Genomic DNA, 19,830 nt, shown 5'->3' with positions numbered 1-19,830 from the left:
TGATAAAGAAATCCTTAAAAGAACCTTTGATCATTGCTCTCATATCAATAGCATTTTTTATAATCTATTTTCTGAGCATGAATACATTTGGAACGACCTATGCGGCTATTCGAAGCTCAGGGATACTTATTGTGCTTGTCGTCGCTTTTTGGATCAATAAAAAGATTCTATTGCCCCAATTTATTTTAATAGAGAATAAAAAAATCGGCCTTTATATCATCTGTTTGATTGCGTTATTAGCTTGCGCAGGAACGATTGACTATTTCGTTGATATGTTCGCCTTTACCCAAATTGAAAACTCTGTGTATGAAAAGTTGCTTGAGGAGCTTGAAGAATGGCTCAAAAACCCTGATTTCAGCTTCAATGAGTTTCATGAAAGCTTCTTGGATGGAATTTTTTTAGTTTCTCCAGCTATTTTTGTGCTGATCTTTATTAACCTTCTTTACGAACTTCAAGAGCGTGATAAAAAGAAAGACAAGCAAAAAAGAGAGCTTGCCGAGCAAAAAATGCAAACAGAGTTGAAGTTTCTCAAGTCTCAAATCAATCCTCACTTTCTATTCAACGCCCTCAGTAGCCTTTATACCATGAGCTATATGAAAATGGAGGGTACTACTGAAAATATTGCCAAGCTTTCCGATATGCTCCGATATCTTCTATATGAATGCAACGAGGAAGAAGTAAGCTTGCAAAAAGAACTTGACTACCTTAATAGCTTCATAGGGTTCCAATTGATGAAAATAAATCATCCGGAAAATGTTAAATTCACTGCCAATATTCAAACTCCTGACACCAAGATAGAACCCATGCTTTTGGAGCCTTTAGTGGAAAATGCCTTCAAGTACAGCGGTATTGACAAATATGATGACGCATACATCAATATAGAATTCACTCAAACCAATAAGCAATTAACCTTTAATATTCAAAATAGTCTAAGCAAGGCCAATACAGCTTCGAACACTAATGGAGGCATTGGCATTGAAAATATTCAAAAAAGGCTGGAACTTCGTTATAAAAACCGCTACGAGTTATCCGTAGATCAGTCTACAAACGTTTATTCTCTACAACTTAAAATAACTCTCTAAACATGGAAAAAATCAGAACTATCGTCGTGGAGGATGAACGCATGGTAAGGCAGCTTCTCATAGAGTATATCAGCAAAATCCCTCAACTTGAGCTTGTAGGAGAATTCAATAATCCATTAGAGGCACTAAACTTTCTTAGCACGGATACTCCCGACTTGATGTTTTTGGATATTCAAATGCCCGATATCACAGGCATAGAGCTATTGGAATCATTACCACAAAAACCACTAACCGTGTTTACCACAGCATACTCCGAACATGCTCTTAAGGGATATGAATTGGGCGTATTCGACTATTTGCTAAAACCCATTGTCTTTACTAGATTCCTTCAAACGATCAACAAAGTAATCAAATACTATCAAGAAGCTAAAGATGTAGCCTCAATGCCACATGAAGAATCTTCAGATACTGGATATAAATATGTATCCACATACACGGAGTACATAAGCGTCAAAGCAAATCATCATTACTACAAGATCAATTACAGCGACTTGGTATATTTGGAAAGCCAAAGAGAATATGTCATTTTCCATACTCATGATGATGAAATATCATGCATTTCCTCCTTAAAGAAACTTGAAATGGAGCTTCCTGAAGAGCAATTCATTAGAGTTCATAAATCTTTTATCGTATCAATCAAACAGATCAAAAGCTTATACGGCAATGAGCTAACGGTAGGACAATCAAAAATTCCTGTGGGACTCAGCTACAGAAATAAAGTATTGGAGATTTTTGAAAAAAAATAAGGCTGAGAAGAATTCTTCCTACTCAGCCTTGGCAAATTTTAAAGTCGGAACGACACACCTGCATTCGCGCCAATCCATCCATAAGTTTTATTCTTGCTGCTTTCTGATTCAAAAAGGGTATAAGGAATTTCCAATGAGCCATACTCACCATCCACTTTCAATCCAGTCACATAGACATTGAATGAAGGACCCGCAAAAAATGAAATGTGATCATTCAATCTGTACTTGTAAGTAATATCCAACTTATTCAACAAATTGATTTCGTCATAGTCCCAGTCCCAAGCTCTAACCAATTGATTCGCGCTAAGATCAAACACTAAATTATGCTTGCGAGTCGAAGACAAAGCGATATTGGTACCAAAACCTAAACCATAACTAAATATGTCCTCGCCTTTGTGCGTCGAGTAACCTGCTTTAAAAATCGTATAAAACTTCTCAACACCCATCTTAAAGTTCACATTGGCATAAAGAGCTTCTCCACCTGCCAATTCTATTTCATACAAACCGCCTTTTACAACATTTATCAAACCTATAGGAGTAGCGCCTTCTTCGCTTCCAACGACATTCACTACTCCAAACTGAGCTCCTTTAAGCTTTCGAGTAACATTGACAACTCCTAATCCAAATCCGTCCAATTCGCCATTAGTAACGTTGATCGTACTCAATTGAAAACCTTTTACATTTCCTTTAGCCAAATTCGCAGCTCCGGAAATAAACACACCTTTAGAGTTCGCATTCATCAAGTTCGCTACGCCTGAAAGCCCAAAACCATCAATACTATCCTTGACAATATTAGCAACCCCTGAAAGGCTAAAGCCTTTCTGATACCCCATAGTGATATTCGTCACACCTCCTATCTGAAATCCACTCACATTTCCTTGATTGTAGTTCATTACCGAACCCAACTCAAAACCATTCACTCCTCCATTCATACCATAGATAATATTGAAAGAAAAGTCATTTACATAATCCATGGATTCGAACCCATTGGTTCCAATAGGATAGGCGAAAGAAACTTGCCCCAAGGTATTGACTTTCTCTTGCCCGAAAGATCTGCCATTCAAAAAAATCATTACGATAGCTGCTGCTAGTGTTAGTACTCTTTTCATCTTATCTTAAAATTTAATATTTTGCATTTTGTAATCGCAGGACTAATTCGTCCCTTTTCAACACTATGATTCGCAAACTTTCAAACACCCCCACTCATGACTGAAAATTTTTGTAAATATTTTTTTTGCCGCATCTTTGCAGCAGGAAATTTGCCCTTCGATGAATCGATAATCCAATAACCTTTAAGTACTTTTTTGAAAATTGAAAAATCTGGAAGACGACATACTGCTTGAAAAATTCAAATCAGGAGACGTAAACGCTTATGAAGTGCTATTCAAAAGGCACTACAAAAACTTATGCCTCTTTTCCGCCAAACATCTGCAATCCTATGATCTTGCCGAGGAAGTTGTGCAAGAGCTTTTTTGCAAACTTTGGGAAAAAAGAAGCAATCTGAATATTCACAGCTCTTTCAAATCATATTTGTATACCGCTACTCGGCTAAATAGCCTAAAGGAAATCCAAACTCGTCAACTTCACTCTGAACATCACAAGGTCATCAAAACCAACAGTTCGGATTCGGTTGAAGATCAAACAATTGAAAAAAACGAGTTGCAAGCTAAAATTCATGAAACGATATCCAGCCTGCCTGAACAAAGAAGAAAAGTTTTTGAGATGAGCAGAAACGAAGGGCTTAAGTACAAAGAAATAGCTGACAAATTGAATATTTCACCCAAAACTGTTGAAAACCAAATGGGCAAAGCTTTAAGACACATGCGTGAAGCCTTAAAAGAATATTTGCCGGCGATATTAGTTTTTTTCAGTATTTTTTTCAAAAAGTAAATAGGGGTAAAACACGAATCAAGTATCTTATTATCAAGTAAGAAGATCTAAAATGACACAAGAGGAAATCGACAACCTAATCATAAAGCATATTCTCAAGGAAACCAGCTCCGAAGAAGACAAAATTCTTCAGAATTGGCTTTCAATGAATGCGGATAATAAAAAGTATTTCGACGACTTCATGCTTATCTGGAATGAAAGCGAAGATAGCGCTAGCCATGAAACCTTCAATGCAATTGACGAGAACAAGGCATGGGAGAATGTTAAACCCACAGTTGCCTCTCGAAAAATCACTCCCTGGTGGGCTTATGCATCAGCGGCGGCGATAGTATTGGGCACCGTGATAACTTTTTTGTTATTAAGAAAAAATACTAGCGAGCCTGTCCAAATAGCTTGGAATCATGTCACCAATCATGAGGACCACCCTATTAATTATAGTCTTCCTGATAGCTCTATTGTCACGATCGCTGTAGACTCCAAAATCCAATTTCCTGAAAATTTCAACCAAATAGCCAGAGAAATACGTCTCGAAGGAAAAGCCTTCTTTGATGTTACTAAAGATTCCCAACGCCCATTTGTCGTGCACACCCAAAATATCAATGTCAAAGTATTGGGCACTCAATTTTCAGTGGATATCGAAAAAAACAAAACCCAAGTCGCCGTACAGGAAGGCAAAGTTTGGATGTACAAAAACAAAAGCATGGAAGATTCTGTCAAAGGAATATTGCTTACAAAAAATAATATCGGCGAGTACAGCAATAGTTCCAAGTCGATTTCTGAACATAAAATGCTTACAAACAATATTTTCGCATGGAAAAGCGGCAATATAATTTCCTTTGCCAATACGCCTATGCCTGAAGTAATCGCGGACATTGAAGATATTTTCGACGTCAAAATCGTCAATGAAAGCGCCAAGCTTAACAGCAAAACATTCAACGGCAAGTTTCATGATCCGACAATACAAAAAGTATTCAACTCACTTGAATCCACTTACAATGTAAAAGTCACTTTAAAAGATAGCGTTTACTATATTCATTAGTTCGAACTTAATTCTATGCATAGGTTATTTTTCGTAGTTGCGTTTATATTAAGCTCGATACTACAATCATACGCTCAAAAAGGAAATTTGCTGAACAAGATCGTCAAAGCCGGCTATCAAGAAGAGCCTCTGGGCATGGTCATTTCCGATTTGAGCAATCAAGCGCATTTTGATTACGCTTATAACGCCAATTTGGCCAACGAAAACCTCAATATAACGCTTTTATCTCCCGAGATACAGCTAATCGCCGCATTGGATCAGATTTCAAACCAATCGGCTATTGACTACAAAATCAAGGATGATATTGTCATTTTTTTTCCAAAATCCAAAGACAAATCCAAGCCTACTTTGCTCAAGCTTAATGGCAAGATCATTGACGAAATCACACAAAACCCTGTTGCGAATGCCGTCCTCATAGACGATATATTGGGAGAAATCGCTAAAACTGACGCGCAAGGAGAATTTTCCATCATAGTCCCGACCACAGACTTTCTCTTTCAACTTAAAGCTCTGAGCGAAGGCTATGAAGAGAAAAAATTCAACTTCAAACTAAAATCCGATCAAGACTTGACATTGGGATTGAAGCCTATGCCAAACAGATCATACGAAATACTTGCCCAAATTGAAAAGTCAAAAAATCTCAATTCAGCGGTTTATATCGACTTGAAACTGGAAAAAGGTACTCAATGGAAAAACCTGTTCGTGCCTAAAAAATATATTCTAAATGAAAACCCCGCTGAAAATTTGTTAAGCTCACCTGTTCAGTTCAGCGTGATTCCTATAGTAAGCACCAATGGCCCTTATAATCGCATGACTGAAAATTCCGTATCTTTCAATCTTTACGCAGGATACGCCGGAGGTCTCAATGGAGTGGAAGTTAGCCCACTGGCTAATTTTGAGAAATACGATGTCAAAGGATTTCAAATGGCGGGATTATGCAATATCACTGGAGGCAATGCTTTCGGTTGCCAAATATCAGGCTTGACAAATGTCGCTACTTTAAGAGCCAGTGGCTTGCAAATATCAGGATTTGCAAATGTCGCGACAAGAGAAATCACTGGTTGTCAGATAGCAGGATTCACCAACTCAAGCTCAGGAAAACTCAAAGGCTTGCAAATTGGCGGTTTTGGGAATTTCTGCCAAGGCGGCTCTGGCTGGCAAATTTCGGGATTCAACAATCACTCAGGGAAGAAAGAAGCCTTCTCAGGTTTTCAACTTAGCGGATTCTATAATTTGGCAAATAATGAAATAAAGGGCGTACAATTTACCGCAGGATTCAATTGGGCCAAAAGCCATATCAAAGGCCTTCAATTCTCCGCGTTGCTCAACAAAGGCGAGGTTTCCGGTGCTCAAATATCGTCATTGCTCAATATATCAGGCTCCGTTGACGGTTTTCAGTTTAGCATGATCAACTTGGCCGATACTCTTTCCGGTGTCCAGATTGGCTTGTTCAATGCCATAAAGCACCAGAATAGCGGTATTTCCATAGGTTTGCTTTCATTTATCAAAAATGGTTATCAAGCTTTTGACATGTCTTATAATGAAATTGGCTTGCTGAATCTGAACTTCAAAACAGGTCAAAAAGCCTTTTACAACATATTAGGATTTGGATGGCTGATTGGCCAAGAGCCTTTTGCTTGGACATTCAGCTATGGAATAGGAAGCAATATTTCTATCGTCAACAAACTAAGCGTCAACACGGAACTGCATGCTATCAAAATCAACCTTGAGGAAATTGACATCACTCAAACCAATTTCATGGGCAGATTTATAGTAGGGCTGAACTATCAATTTTCGAAGCATTTTGAAGTGTTCGCCAACGGATCCTTGTCCATGCAGTTTTATGAAGAAGATGCGCCTAACCTTCTGGAATTAACTCGAAGAGAAGGCCTTAGCATCAAAAATTACACCTTTGGCGATACCAGAGCCACACTATGGTGGGGAGGCAGCGGAGGCTTAAGATTTATTTTTTAGAAGAAATACCTTTGAATTAATAAGAATTTCCATTCCCTAAGTTAAAATATACTGGGCAATGCTTTTATAGAAAAACAATAATCGTAATATTGCGATATATCAATAACCAAAACAAATACAAACTCTTTCATTTCAAAAGTGTAGATAAGATATCAACCTAATCGCATATTCATGAAAATCATCATCATCGGATCTGTGGCTGCGGGAACTTCCGTAGCCGCTAAAGCTAGAAGAAATCAAGAAAATGTCGAAATAACGATCTATGAAAAAGATTCTGACATTAGTTATTCAGGCTGCGGGCTTCCATACTATATCGGCGAAGACTACATTAAAAGAGACAACCTTACTCCAAGAACTCCAAGTTGGTTTAAAAAAAGATTCAACATCGATATCAATACCCAACATGAAGTTATTGACATAAACCCTTCCACCCAAACATTAACAATTCGAAATCTGGCTACTGGAGACCTCTTTCAGGACAAATATGACAAACTGGTATTGGCCACAGGAGCTACTCCATTCATCCCTCCGATAAAAAACTTGAATCAAAAACATGTCTTCTCGCTCAGAAATGTCCACCAAGCTGATTCAATCTTAAACTTTATTTCCAATCACGCACCAAAGCATGCGGCAATCATCGGATCGGGTTACATTGGATTGGAAATGGCGGAAAACCTTCAGAACAGAGGCTTGAAAGTGTCCATAATAGAAATGGAGGCTTTGCCTATGCCCGCTCTGGATCCAGATGTGTCCGTGCATATTCTCAAGGAATTGAAAAATAAAAAAATCGAGTTTTACGGCAACGAAACAGCTGATAGCATTCTTCATTTCAACGAAAATAAATTCGTAGAACTAAAATCCGGAAAGCAAATAAAAGCCGATCTTGTAATTGTCAGCACAGGAGTAAAACCTCAGACTGAATTGGCTAAAAACATTAACCTGCAAACCAGCGTCCACGGTGCGATAAGGGTCAATGAACACATGCAAACCAGCATTGACAATATCTATGCTGTTGGTGATTGCGCTGTCGCTTATTCAAGAATAGATTTTGAACCAGTATGGGTGCCATTAGGCTCCACGGCCAATAAAATGGGAAGAATATGCGGAGATCATATTACTGGCGGGTCTCTAAAATTTGAAGGAATACTAGGGACTGGAATATTCAAAGTATTCGACTTATCTGTCGCTACGACTGGCTTCACAGAAGAAGAAGCACGCAACAAAGGATACAATATCGCAGTACATCACAACTTCAAACCCAATCAGACCGAATACTTTGCAAGTTCCTCAGAAATGATGATAAAAATGATCGCTGACAAAGATACGGGCAAAATCCTAGGAGCTCAAATCATTGGAAAAAATGGTGTTGACAAACGCATAGATGTTATCGCCACGGCAATTACTTTTGGAGCTACTGCTGAACAGCTGTTCCATTTAGACCTTGCTTACGCGCCTCCATTTTCAACGACCAAAGACCCTGTGCATTACTCAGGCATGGTTCTGAATAATGCGGTCAAAAACTCCAATCCAATCATTACTCCCTATGAGCTTCTAAAAAACAGGCAAGATTATCAAGTGGTGGACGTAAGATCCTCCAAACAATATAATGACGGCCATATAGAAGGCGCTATCAATATTCCTTTGCCAGAACTTAGGGAAAAATATAATCAAATTGAAAAGCATGCTAAAGTTGTCGTTCATTGCAATAAAGGAGTCACTGGAAACGCTGCTCAGAATCTTCTTCAAAACCTGGGGTTCCGACAAGTCTTCAACCTCTCAGGCGGGTATAAAAACTACAAACTTTACCTGATGGCTAAAAGCTAAGCCTATTTTTGCGCTTATGAAATAAGGCTTTTCTAATTTTATTAAAATATAAATAAAAACGAGATTACCAACACTTCACAATCTCGTTTTTTATCAAATCCAACTTGCTATCTACACAGCATATACCACTTCATGAGCTTCTGTTGCATCAGGAATATCCAGCTTGTCAATCATTTTTTCAAGCGCTGCTTGAGGTATAGCAAATTCTCGATTATTATTCTGCTTTAGCAGTTTAGCATATGGCACTTCAACGTAAACCATTTCAATCCAAGCATTGTAGGTAGTGAACAAATCAACCCATCGACCTCTCATATCAGAGGTTATATTTGTCGCATTGAAAACAAATGCTTGCTTCTTCCTCAAATACTCCTTAACAGTAGACTTGGCTTCCTGAATTACTCTACCATTGCCTTTGCTGTCCGTTGGGGAAATTTTCAATTTACGCCGTATATCATCCAAAGAGACTACCGGTAGATCAAAATTCTTCGAAATGTAAGTATCTTTTCCACTTCCGGGCAAACCTGACATCATAATCACCTTTGAACCAAAGTTTTCAAAAGGCAAATAATCAGCGTAGTCGCTTTTCCCTTGAAAATAGTCAAACTTTCCAGCTTGGGAAGCAAACTTTCTTTCAACTCCCCAGCAGTCATTTTCTTTGCATAATTCTTCGTATAAATCAATCTTAAGCATTATCTCTTCCGCATCTCTGCAAATTCGGCCTCTGATATCCGCCCGAGCTAATTCTGCCAATAAACGTGTATCCACCATCAAGCTTGACTTTATGGCATCCTTAGCGGCATTCTTCTTTTCAATTGCCCAAATAGGCAATCCATGCAATCTCACAAGCTTCGAAATCATCTCTCTTACTCTAAAAGGCACTTCAAAATCTCTATACAAAATCGAACGAGCTCTTTTTTCTCCCTTTAACGCGTGCTTGGGACTAATAATCCTCTCCCTGCCGTCGATAACAGCTACTTCAGTTGTTGAAACTTTTTCTATATCATGCATTACAGCCGACATTGCCAGCACTTGCTTCTCAAGCATTTCCAAACTTTGGTAGAAATTGGACGACAACAAGCTTTTCACAACCATATCAGTATGAACAAAGACATCACCCTCAGCATGCCACTCTCCATCTTGAGGCACTCCTTTCATTCGTTCCACCCACTTATAAGACTTAGCCAATACCTCCAAATCAAACTGATCGGAAATATCTATAATCGATTTTTTCCAATCACTTTTCAGATAAATACTCATAGCCATACCATTTATACTTGTTGTAATCAATTAATCTAGCCTGCTTCCATGTTTTAGACCAATGAATATCTGTTTTCACATGAGACATTCTAACTAGCTTAAATAAGCTATCAAATTCATTTTTAGAAACAGGCAACATTCCTTCATTAGTGCTGAACTCTTCTGCATTTCTCACTACAAATCCTTCAGAACATGGTCTTTGGGATATTTCTTCATATCCCCCCAGCTGACCAGCTGTAAGCACACTCTCTTCCCAATCCATGCCCAAATTAGCCTTTAGCCAAGCTCCCAATGCTTGATTTTCATCTTTATGCTGAGAAATAAAATCGCTCAATAAAAATTTCAACCCTATTTCGGGCACTGTAGGAAAATCAAAACACTCCGCTATGAATTTTACCTCATCCCATGACAACCATTTGTCCTTGTTCCTAACAGCAAATACATAAAAATAAGACTCAAGACCTTCATAAACTATGGAATGTGTGCCATACATATTTTCTCCAAATATTTCCAAGTCTTGCAAATCACCCTTGATAAGATTCCATCTTTCAATCAAAGGCTTGTCCCATGGGTGTCGACTCACTTGCGCATGAGATCTGGCAAAAACTCCTTTTTCAGAAATACAATTATTTTGACCGTCTAGCTTTTCGGTCATCACTATATTTTTCATTTTGGAAAATGCCTCAACATAGCCATTGGGCATAAACCGGTCATCCGAGGTTGTTCCTTTGCTTATTTGAGCATGGAGACTCCTCGGATACTTCATAGATTGATTCATGATATTTAGAAATCAATTCGCATCCCAAATAAAAGACATGACTATTTCACAGCCATCTTGAAAATGACTGGATTCTCTAAGAAAATTATTGGGATTAGTTTATAATAATTTACGGTGGCTCAAACGCTAAATTTCAAGGAGTAGAATACAGACTCCAACGCTTAAGCAAAGACGCGGATCGTGTCAAAACGATCGTCTTTAAAAATATTTATTACCGAAAATTACATGACTCTAAACTTTAAAGGGTGGTTATTTAACAACAAAAGTACAAATAATTATAAAAAATCAAAAGCATCTCTGATGAAATGCTTTTGATATCATATTTTTCAATAATCTAGTTTGTCGAAACTATTTACAAAAGCCACAATATTCAATGCCAATTCCATCTCTTTTTGATCAATTCCAGCCTCTTTAGCCTTATCAAAGTGTGCTCTTGTGCACATTTTACATCCATTCGTAATAGAAACACCTAAACAAACCAACTCCACTACTCTGTCGCTGATTTTCTTTTGTTCATCAAATTGAAAATTATCATGAGCCTCAAGCTCCGCCAAATCCTTTCCTCCTACAAATCCTCTCACTTTGCCAAGCGTATTATGAAATGTCATTGACGAGCTTAATACCAATACTTCACCAACTTGATCCAAATGTATCACCTCTTCCTTTACGGCTTTTTTCACTAATACGTCAATCAAAGATTTATTCTTCAAAACATTGGCAACACCTACCATCAATAAAATTTTCTCTTCATCGCTCAATGCTTCGCTGTCAAGCACATATTGCCCATTTTTCAATAACTGATCCGTGTATTTGACCGCATAGCTTTCCGCTATCAAATTCTCAATCATAGAAGTGGAGTGCTTGTCAAATCCCAATCGCTCCATCACCGTGTTATAATCCATAATAATTTCTTTTTTCAATGATAACTTCACGGCTATTTTTAAGTTTTTTTATCAGTAACTTTACAAGAGGAGAATTTCAACATCATTGGCATTTTTCAAGTTATTAATGTCTTGACACTAAACATCAACTGTTATGAGCACATTTGACGAAAGTCTGATTCACTTCGATCAAGTCAAATCCGACGAAAGGCAAGAAATCCTTTTAGGCACAAAAAAACTAACTGTCGAATATTTCAATGAGTTAGTAGTGAATGAAAACAATGATCTCAACGATCTTTACCAAATGCTTGTCAAATACATTCACTATCAATTGGACAAAAACTTTGAAGGCCTATTGAACTTGATCTACAGAATTGATCTCAAAGAAAAGGAATTTGTCTCGGCATTGGAATCTGAAAAGCCCGCCCACAATCTCAGCCTGCTTATTCTCAAAAGAATAGTTCAAAAAGTAATTCTTAGAAAAAGATACGCATAAAAAAAGCCCTGCGATCCGCAGGGCCTCATATAATTATTTTGCTTAATAGCTTAATACTATTTTACTTTCTCAACGATTGCTTTGAAAGCTGCAGGATTATTTAGCGCTAGGTCAGCCAATACTTTTCTGTTAAGATCGATATTAGCTTTCTTCAAAGCACCCATCAATGCTGAATAAGAAAGACCTTCTTGTCTCGCACCAGCGTTAATTCTTTGAATCCAAAGTTTTCTGAATTCTCTTTTCTTAACTTTTCTGTCACGGTACGCGTATCCAAGACCTTTTTCAACAGCATTTTTCGCTACTGTCCATACATTCTTTCTTCTGCCAAAGTAACCTTTAGCTAACTTTAATACTCTTTTTCTACGTGCTCTTGAAGCAACGGTATTTACTGATCTAGGCATAATTTTTAATTTTTTGACGATTTGGTGTCCTTTGCAGGCACTTGAGACCAAACATCGGGTTGCAAATTAAGAAACCAATAGTTTCATTGATTTAAATATAGAAGTGATCCAATACTTGACGATTCCAAAAGCAATCCGCTCATATCTTCCCACCATTTGTAGAATCTTATCCGATTCTCAACATCGCTTTCACGTTGCTCTCATCCGACTTGTGAACCAAACCAGCTTTCGTAAGATTTCTCTTTTGCTTAGTTTCTTTCTTAGTCAAGATATGGCTTTTGAATGCGTGCTTTCTCTTGATTTTTCCTGTACCTGTAAGCTTAAATCTCTTTTTAGCTCCAGATTTAGTTTTAACCTTTGGCATAATCGTTATTTATTAAAATAGTAAAATAATTATTTCTTCTTCACTTTAGGCGAAAGCATAATGATCATCCTCTTTCCTTCCAACTTAGGAAGCTGATCTACTTTAGCCACCTCTTCCAAGGCCTGAGCGAACTTAAGCAATAATATTTCTCCACGTTCCTTGAAGACAATAGTACGCCCGACAAAGTGCACATAAGCCTTTACTTTGCATCCTTCGTTAAGGAAGTTTTGGGCATGCTTCAATTTGAAGTTGAAATCGTGATCATCAGTATTAGGTCCGAATCTAATTTCTTTAAGAACTGTCTTCTGAGCCTTCGCTTTGATCTCTTTTTGCTTCTTCTTTTGCTCGTACTTGAATTTAGAGTAGTCGATAACCTTACAAACCGGAGGATCAGCTTTAGGCGATATTTCTACCAAATCTAAGCCATGCGCTTGCGCAACTTTTATCGCCTCCGATACCGGATATACGCCTTGCTCCACATTTTCACCTACTACTCTTACTTCTCTTGCGGTAATTTTTCCATTAACTCTGTAAGGTTCTTCCACCCTAACTCGACCGCGATTGTTAGATCTCCTTTGTTTGCTGATTGTTACCTCCTTTTATGTTTAAAAATTTTGAGAATGCAAATATCATTATTTTTTTTAAAAACAAAAAATTTGAAAATCAATTCTGCGTCTTTATCATTTTTTTTCCTCAAAAAAACTCAAAAGACGCAGAATGACATATATTAACTTAACCTTCTATGCTTTGTTTGATTTCATTTTTGAAATAAGCCACCGCTTCTTCAATGCTAAAAGTTCCAATATCTCCTTCTCCTTGCTTTCTGATCGAAACTGTCTGGCTTTCAGCCTCTTTTTCTCCCACAATAAGCATATACGGAATACGCTTCACCTCAGCATCGCGTATTTTTCTTCCTATTTTTTCATCTCTATGATCCACATAGCCAGTGATATCTCCTTCTTGGAAAGCGCCGTATACCTTCTCTGCATACTCTTCAAACTTTTCAGAAATAGGCAATACCGCTACTTGCTCAGGAGCCAACCATAATGGGAACTTGCCAGCGCAATGTTCGATCAATACCGCTGTAAATCTTTCCAACGAGCCAAATGGAGCTCTATGAATCATTACTGGACGGTGCTTTTGGTTATCGTTCCCTACATATTCCAACTCGAACCTTTGCGGCAATTGATAATCCACCTGAATAGTACCCAACTGCCAGCTACGGCCAAGAGCGTCTTTGACCATAAAGTCAAGCTTCGGTCCATAAAAAGCCGCCTCGCCAAGTTCTGTCACAGTCTTTAAGCCTTTCTCTTCAGCGGCTTCAGCGATAGCTGCCTCGGCCTCTTCCCAAAGCTTATCGTCTCCTATGTATTTCGCTTTATTTTCAGGATCACGCAATGATATCTGAGCAGTGTAATCATCAAACCCTAAGGCGTTGAAAACATACAATACCAAATCAACCACTTTCTTGAACTCTTCTTTCACCTGATCCGGACGACAGAAAATATGCGCGTCATCTTGAGTAAATGATCTCACACGTGTCAAGCCATGCAATTCTCCATGTTGCTCGTATCTGTATACTGTTCCAAATTCAGCAAGTCGCAAAGGCAATTCCTTATAAGACCTTGGTCTTGACTTGAATATTTCACAGTGATGCGGACAGTTCATCGGCTTCAAAAGATATTCCTCGCCTTCATGAGGAGTCTTGATCGGTTGGAAAGAATCCTCTCCATATTTCTCATAGTGACCAGAAGTCACATACAAATCCTTATGTCCAATATGAGGAGTAATTACTCCTTGGTATCCAGCTTTAACTTGCGCTTTTTTCAAGAAATCCGTCAAGCGATCCCTCAACAATGTGCCTTTTGGCAACCAAAGAGGCATGCCCATGCCGACTTTCTCAGAGAAAGTGAACAATTCAAGCTCTTTTCCTAACTTTCTATGATCTCTCTTCTTCGCTTCCTCGATCATTTCAAGGTATTCTGTCAATTCCTTTTTCTTAGGAAATGTAACACCGTAAATACGAGTAAGCATTTTGTTCTTCTCATCGCCTCTCCAGTAAGCTCCAGCCACTGTCATTAGCTTCACAGACTTGATCATGCCTGTATGAGGAATATGCGGTCCACGACAAAGATCGACAAACTCACCTTGTTGGTAGAATGTAATCGATCCGTCTTCCAAACCATCGATAAGCTCTAACTTATACTCATCGCCTTTTTTTGTAAAATAATCAATGGCATCAGCTTTGCTTACCTCAGTTCTGATGTACTGATTTTTCTGCTTGGCAAGCTCCTGCATTTTTTTCTCGACTTTTTCCAAATCATCCGCCGAAAATTCGATATCGCCAAAATCCACGTCATAATAGAACCCAGTATCAATGCTAGGCCCAATACCGAACTTAATGCCTGGATAAAGCGCTTCCAAAGCTTCCGCTAGCAAGTGAGCGCTGGAGTGCCAGTATGTTTGTTTTCCATCGGCGTCATTCCATGTCAAAAGCTGAACTTCAGAATCTTCGTTGATTGGTCGGGAACTATCCCAAACCTCACCATTTACTTTAGCTGACAATACATTTCTTGCTAAACCTTCGCTAATACTGGAAGCGATTTGAGCACTTGTCACGCCTGATTCGTATTCTCTAATACTTCCATCAGGCAATGTAATTTTTACCATTTTTGTTGTTGTTTTAAAATTTCATTATCAATACTACAAACTATTGATGTGTTTTATAGGAGCGACTTCCTCTTTGGACTCCAGCTCCTTTTTCCTTCTTACAAATTCTCTTTTTCTGCGGACATTATCCATATCCCGAATTAAAGCCGAATCTGCAGGACTTAAATTTAACGCTTTTTGATAAAATTCAATAGCAGATGTATACCAAAATTTACTTTCATAAGACTTTGCTTCGATCACAAAGAAATCCACTTGCGTGCTGTCAATCGCAATCCCTTTTTGAGCATAATAAATCGCGGAATCATAAAAGTTCAAGCTCAAGTATCCATCACTCAACAACTTCAAAAGCCGGATATTGCTTGTATCTTTTTCATATTGACTTTGCAAAGCACCCAATGCTTCTTTATTCTTGCCTATCAACTGATAGTACAGCGCATCATCAATCGCTTTTTGAATCGAATCCGTCACATTGCCTTCAAATTCATTTTTCAAAGACATGACTTTGCTAGAATCCTGCTCGCTTAAATACAGATCGAATAAACTATGGTAAATCTGATCATCAAATTGAGACCTCAAACTTCGTTGCCAGGCCTGCTCAGCGCCTAATGTATCGGATTTTCTTAGATCCAAATAACCTAGCAAAGAAAGCATATTCGGCGACTCGTTTCGCAAGGCCAACGCCTGCCCGACATACTCGAAAGCGGCAGAATCCTCTCCTTGCTCGAATTTCCCTTGGGCTAAAATGCTCAGTACTGAAAACGAACGATCTCCGCTCTCATACAAGTCTTCAGCGTATTGAACAGCTTTCCCCACATCTCCAACTCTCAACAACATACCTGTGTAAAACTGCTTCATCTCCAAGGACGCTGAGTCAAGCTCCACGGCCTTATCCATAGCACGAAGAGCTGCAATGCTATCTCCCAATAGCATCGACACTTTCGCTTTTTGAAAATAAATTCTAGGATCTTGTGTATTTCTTATAATTTTTCCGTTAAGCTCTTCCAGGTATTCTTGATAATATTCACGATCAAAAACCGGCGGAGACTTCATCTTTTCTCTGCCAAACTCCGGCTGGCACGATGCGAATGCGCAAAATAAAACGAGTATCATCAAACTCGAAAAAACTCTGCTCTTGAACTTATGAAGACTTTTTGTTTTCAAAACCTTTCCTGTGTTTAGGCAAATTTTTAACCAAGCTCTGATACCAATGATATTTCAAAGCTTCCTTTTCATTTTCATTCAACTTAAATTCAATATCCGACTTATGCAACCTCTCAGTCAAATCATGAAGGCAAATAGCCGCGGTAACCGAAATGTTAAAACTTTCTGTGAATCCATACATCGGAAGAGTCACATACGCGTCTGCAAGCTCCAAGGCCTCATCACTCAAACCTTGATGCTCATTCCCCAGCACTATTGCTACTTTTTGATCCAAAGGAATATCAGACACACTCACTCCTTCGGCATGAGGAGATGTCGCATAAATTTTATATCCTTTTGCTTTCAATTGCTCATAACAAAGCCTTGTATTAGAGGTATTCTCTTCATGAAACTGATGAACATCCACCCATCTCCCGGCTCCTTTGGCCACATATGGATTTAGCCTGTATTGACTTTCCTGTTCGATCATATACAAATCTTGAACGCCAAAGCAATCGCAAGTTCTCATGATAGCGCTGGCATTATGAGGTTTATAGATATTTTCCAATACAACAGAAACCCAACGCGTTCTATCCTGAAGAACAGTATGTATTAGATTTCTTTTATGCTCAGTAATTACCCCTTCCAAATAATCACAAAAAGCCCTGTCATCAGGGCTTAGTATATTTTCTTCAGTCATTTTTCAAATCATTTGCCAAATAAGCCCAACTGTTCCTTATCGTCTCCAGCTGACTGATTTTGTTCCTCAAGCAACTTGATCATGGATATTTTGCCTATGCCAAGCTTATTCCCTATGGATTTCCAACCTTTGACAGTATCCAACAAATCCATGTCATATATTGAAGTTTGCTTTTTTCTAGTGCCTTGCGGAGTATAAGCTATTTCCACTTGCGGCGCATCCGAAGAACTCACCACACGCAACTCTGACCTTCTATGATCAGATATGAACTTGAATCGCTTGTTCAATGTTGAAGTCTCAACTCTAAATCTCTTGGCAAAATATTCCTTCTGAGCTCCATCGAAATAGATCGCAGAGAAAACGCTTTCCTCATCGAATTTCTCCAAGTGCATCAAAGTCTCAATATCAAATCTTAGAGAAGGCTCATATGTTTGCAACTCATATGTTCCATCCTTGTAAAAAGCAATCAACCTGTCACCCGAGAATTTCCCTAAACTCTTGCCTCTCCCATCATTATTCAGTCGTCCAACAGTACTGTCATACCAAACTTCAATGCCTCCAAGAGTCGAAGCTCCATCAGATATTTTTGTGATGCCGTTTCTCGCCAGAGAATATTTAGTCAAAATATTTCCAGCAGCAGCTCTTCCCTTAATATCCAATTCCGCGAAATCATATTCGAATATCTTCGTTCTAGCCGCACAACCTGCCGTTAGCTTCACTTTGATAATCTCAGCCTCACCATTTGGATTAGCAGAGAAGTATAGCACCTTAGACTTCTTTCCTCCTTTGATCAATTCGTATTCACGGTCACGAGTTACCGTCAAGACTTGAAAACGTTTGATCATAGTTCTTCCAGAATCTCCGTCCAGATAAACCAAATTGAAAACCTTGCGTTCATCATTGCGCTTGAAAACTTCAACATGAATGATATCCTTGCCGACAAATACTTTATCAGAGTTCTTGGTCACCAAGCATCTTCCGTCTCTTCTAAACACCAAAATATCGTCAATATCAGAGCAATCCGCGACAAACTCATCCTTTTTAAGAGATGTTCCTATGAAACCTTCCTTGCGATTGACATAAAGCTTGACATTGCTGGCAGCTACTGCCGTAGCATCAATATTTTCAAAACTTCTGATTTCCGTCTTTCGCTCTTTGCCTTTGCCGAACCTTTTCAACAAATCCTGATAGTACGCAATTGCAAAATCAACAATATGCGCCAAATGATATTCCGTTTCCTGAAGTTCTTCTTCGATATTCTTCATCAACTCATCCGCTTTGAAAGAGTCGAATTTAGATATACGCTTGATCTTAATCTCTGTGAGTCTTACAATGTCCTCATCATTGATTTCTCTATAAAATTCAGGTTTAAAAGGCTCCAAGCCTTTATCAATCGTTTGAAGAACAGCTTCCCACGTTTCACACTCTTCAATATCTCTATATATTCTATTCTCAATGAATATTTTTTCCAAAGAAGAGAATAAATATTTTTCCTTAAGCTCGTCTCTCTTTATCTCCAGCTCCCTAGTCAACAAAGAAACCGTCTGTTCATTGCATGTTCTAAGTATATCATCAACGCCCAGAAAAGCTGGTTTTTCGCCAATGATCACACAAGCATTTGGCGAAATTGAAACTTCACAATCCGTAAAGGCATACAAAGCGTCTATCAGCAAATCCGGCGATTGGTTAGGAGCCAAATGGACCAAAATCTCCACATCCTTTGCCGTATTATCGACAACTTTCTTGACCTTGATTTTTCCTTTGTCATTGGCTTTGATAATAGACTCGATCAAGCTATTCGTTGTCGTGCCAAATGGAATATCTTTGATCGCCAGCGTTTTTTTATCTACTGCTTCAATCTTCGCCCTTACTCTTACCTTGCCTCCTCTCTTACCTTGATTATAATCCGTAAAGTCAGCCATGCCACCTGTCGGAAAATCAGGATAAATTTCAACATTCTTGCCTTTAAGCAAATTAATAGACGCTTCAATCAGCTCGATAAAGTTATGCGGCAATATCTTCGTGGAGAGACCTACTGCGATACCTTCAACGCCTTGCGCCAATAAAAGTGGAAATTTCACTGGCAAATTTATAGGCTCATTCTTACGTCCATCATAAGAAAGTTGCCAATCAGTAGTCTGCTTGTTGAACAATACCGCCAATGCAAACTTTGAAAGCCTTGCTTCAATATATCTTGGCGCGGCTGCCCTGTCTCCAGTCCTTACATCTCCCCAGTTACCCTGCGTATCGATCAACAAATCCTTTTGCCCCATATGGACAATAGCATCGCCAATAGCCGCATCACCATGCGGGTGAAATTGCATGGTATGCCCTATGATATTTGCAACCTTGTTATAACGTCCATCATCAAGCTCTTTCATAGCGTGCATAATTCTACGCTGCACAGGCTTGAATCCATCTTGTATCGAAGGCACCGCTCTTTCGAGTATTACATAGGATGCGTAATCCAAAAACCAGTTTTGGTACATGCCCGACACAACAAGAGCGTCATGCAAAGAGTCGTCTTTTTTTTGACCTAATGGGTCTATATTTGAATTATTATCTTCCATTTAAAATTCCAATTTCAA

Annotated in this window: 18 protein-coding genes; 7 read left to right on the top strand and 11 right to left on the bottom strand. The window is 38.6% G+C overall.

The features are described 5' to 3' along the window. Positions 1-77: 77 nt before the first annotated feature. Both AABK36_RS05315 and AABK36_RS05310 read left to right on the top strand, forming a co-directional pair. A complete protein-coding gene (locus tag AABK36_RS05315; RefSeq protein WP_309941937.1) occupies positions 78-1,082 on the top strand; it encodes a sensor histidine kinase in 1,005 nt (334 codons plus the stop codon). A gap of 2 nt (positions 1,083-1,084) precedes the next feature. Further along, a complete protein-coding gene (locus AABK36_RS05310) occupies positions 1,085-1,828 on the top strand; it encodes a LytR/AlgR family response regulator transcription factor (RefSeq protein WP_309941935.1) in 744 nt (247 codons plus the stop codon). Between the two features lie 38 nt (positions 1,829-1,866). Here AABK36_RS05310 and AABK36_RS05305 read toward each other — a convergent pair whose 3' ends face one another. Beyond that, a complete protein-coding gene (locus AABK36_RS05305) occupies positions 1,867-2,937 on the bottom strand; it encodes a hypothetical protein (protein ID WP_309941932.1) in 1,071 nt (356 codons plus the stop codon). A gap of 202 nt (positions 2,938-3,139) precedes the next feature. Between AABK36_RS05305 and AABK36_RS05300 the strand changes: the two genes are divergently transcribed. The 4 genes from AABK36_RS05300 to AABK36_RS05285 all read left to right on the top strand — a co-directional run bounded on the left by AABK36_RS05300 (position 3,140) and on the right by AABK36_RS05285 (position 8,555). After that, positions 3,140-3,718: an RNA polymerase sigma-70 factor gene (locus AABK36_RS05300; RefSeq protein WP_309941930.1), complete on the top strand. Its 579-nt coding sequence runs from the start codon at positions 3,140-3,142 to the stop codon at positions 3,716-3,718. Positions 3,719-3,770: 52 nt separating this feature from the next. Continuing rightward, positions 3,771-4,757 (top strand): FecR family protein, encoded by a 987-nt coding sequence (locus AABK36_RS05295; protein WP_309941927.1) that lies wholly within the window; start codon positions 3,771-3,773, stop codon positions 4,755-4,757. A gap of 15 nt (positions 4,758-4,772) precedes the next feature. Next, a complete protein-coding gene (locus tag AABK36_RS05290; protein WP_309941925.1) occupies positions 4,773-6,731 on the top strand; it encodes a hypothetical protein in 1,959 nt (652 codons plus the stop codon). 171 nt (positions 6,732-6,902) lie between these two features. After that, positions 6,903-8,555, top strand: a complete 1,653-nt coding sequence (locus AABK36_RS05285) for an FAD-dependent oxidoreductase (protein ID WP_309941923.1) — start codon at positions 6,903-6,905, stop codon at positions 8,553-8,555. Positions 8,556-8,666: 111 nt separating this feature from the next. Here AABK36_RS05285 and AABK36_RS05280 read toward each other — a convergent pair whose 3' ends face one another. The 3 genes from AABK36_RS05280 to AABK36_RS05270 form a co-directional block, all read right to left on the bottom strand. Then, the gene (locus tag AABK36_RS05280) at positions 8,667-9,812 is read right to left on the bottom strand and encodes an AAA family ATPase (protein WP_309941922.1); all 1,146 of its coding nucleotides are present in this window, start codon (positions 9,810-9,812) and stop codon (positions 8,667-8,669) included. Continuing rightward, positions 9,790-10,590 carry an RNA ligase family protein gene (locus tag AABK36_RS05275; protein ID WP_338390310.1) on the bottom strand — a complete coding sequence of 267 codons (801 nt, stop codon included), beginning with the start codon at positions 10,588-10,590 and terminating at the stop codon, positions 9,790-9,792. Before AABK36_RS05275 ends, AABK36_RS05280 begins: the two co-directional genes overlap by 23 nt. A 326-nt stretch (positions 10,591-10,916) precedes the next feature. Further along, complete coding sequence (locus tag AABK36_RS05270; protein ID WP_309941920.1) at positions 10,917-11,492, bottom strand: carboxymuconolactone decarboxylase family protein; 576 nt, start codon at positions 11,490-11,492, stop codon at positions 10,917-10,919. Between the two features lie 133 nt (positions 11,493-11,625). Here AABK36_RS05270 and AABK36_RS05265 point away from each other — a divergent pair, with 133 nt between their 5' ends. Next, positions 11,626-11,967 (top strand): hypothetical protein, encoded by a 342-nt coding sequence (locus AABK36_RS05265; protein WP_309941919.1) that lies wholly within the window; start codon positions 11,626-11,628, stop codon positions 11,965-11,967. A gap of 56 nt (positions 11,968-12,023) precedes the next feature. Here AABK36_RS05265 and rplT read toward each other — a convergent pair whose 3' ends face one another. The 7 genes from rplT to AABK36_RS05230 form a co-directional block, all read right to left on the bottom strand. Beyond that, complete coding sequence (rplT, locus tag AABK36_RS05260) at positions 12,024-12,368, bottom strand: 50S ribosomal protein L20 (RefSeq protein WP_309941918.1); 345 nt, start codon at positions 12,366-12,368, stop codon at positions 12,024-12,026. 166 nt (positions 12,369-12,534) lie between these two features. Further along, positions 12,535-12,732 (bottom strand): 50S ribosomal protein L35, encoded by a 198-nt coding sequence (rpmI, locus tag AABK36_RS05255; protein ID WP_309941917.1) that lies wholly within the window; start codon positions 12,730-12,732, stop codon positions 12,535-12,537. 29 nt (positions 12,733-12,761) lie between these two features. After that, entirely contained in the window at positions 12,762-13,277 is a 516-nt protein-coding gene (gene infC / locus AABK36_RS05250; protein WP_309941916.1) for a translation initiation factor IF-3, read from the bottom strand. A 187-nt stretch (positions 13,278-13,464) separates the two neighbouring features. Further along, positions 13,465-15,402, bottom strand: a complete 1,938-nt coding sequence (thrS, locus tag AABK36_RS05245) for a threonine--tRNA ligase (protein ID WP_309941915.1) — start codon at positions 15,400-15,402, stop codon at positions 13,465-13,467. A gap of 33 nt (positions 15,403-15,435) precedes the next feature. Further along, positions 15,436-16,563, bottom strand: coding sequence for a tetratricopeptide repeat protein (locus AABK36_RS05240; RefSeq protein WP_309941914.1), 1,128 nt, complete (start codon positions 16,561-16,563; stop codon positions 15,436-15,438). Beyond that, the gene (locus AABK36_RS05235; RefSeq protein WP_309941913.1) at positions 16,541-17,242 is read right to left on the bottom strand and encodes a TrmH family RNA methyltransferase; all 702 of its coding nucleotides are present in this window, start codon (positions 17,240-17,242) and stop codon (positions 16,541-16,543) included. Before AABK36_RS05235 ends, AABK36_RS05240 begins: the two co-directional genes overlap by 23 nt. 8 nt (positions 17,243-17,250) lie before the next feature. Further along, on the bottom strand, positions 17,251-19,812 hold the full coding sequence (locus AABK36_RS05230) for a DNA gyrase/topoisomerase IV subunit A (RefSeq protein ID WP_309941912.1): 2,562 nt from the start codon (positions 19,810-19,812) through the stop codon (positions 17,251-17,253). Positions 19,813-19,830: the final 18 nt, after the last annotated feature.

Source organism: Aureibacter tunicatorum, from assembly GCF_036492635.1.
Classification (GTDB): domain Bacteria; phylum Bacteroidota; class Bacteroidia; order Cytophagales; family Cyclobacteriaceae; genus Aureibacter; species Aureibacter tunicatorum.
Note: the sequence above shows the minus strand (reverse complement) of the source record. Positions and strands in the feature narration are given on the sequence as shown.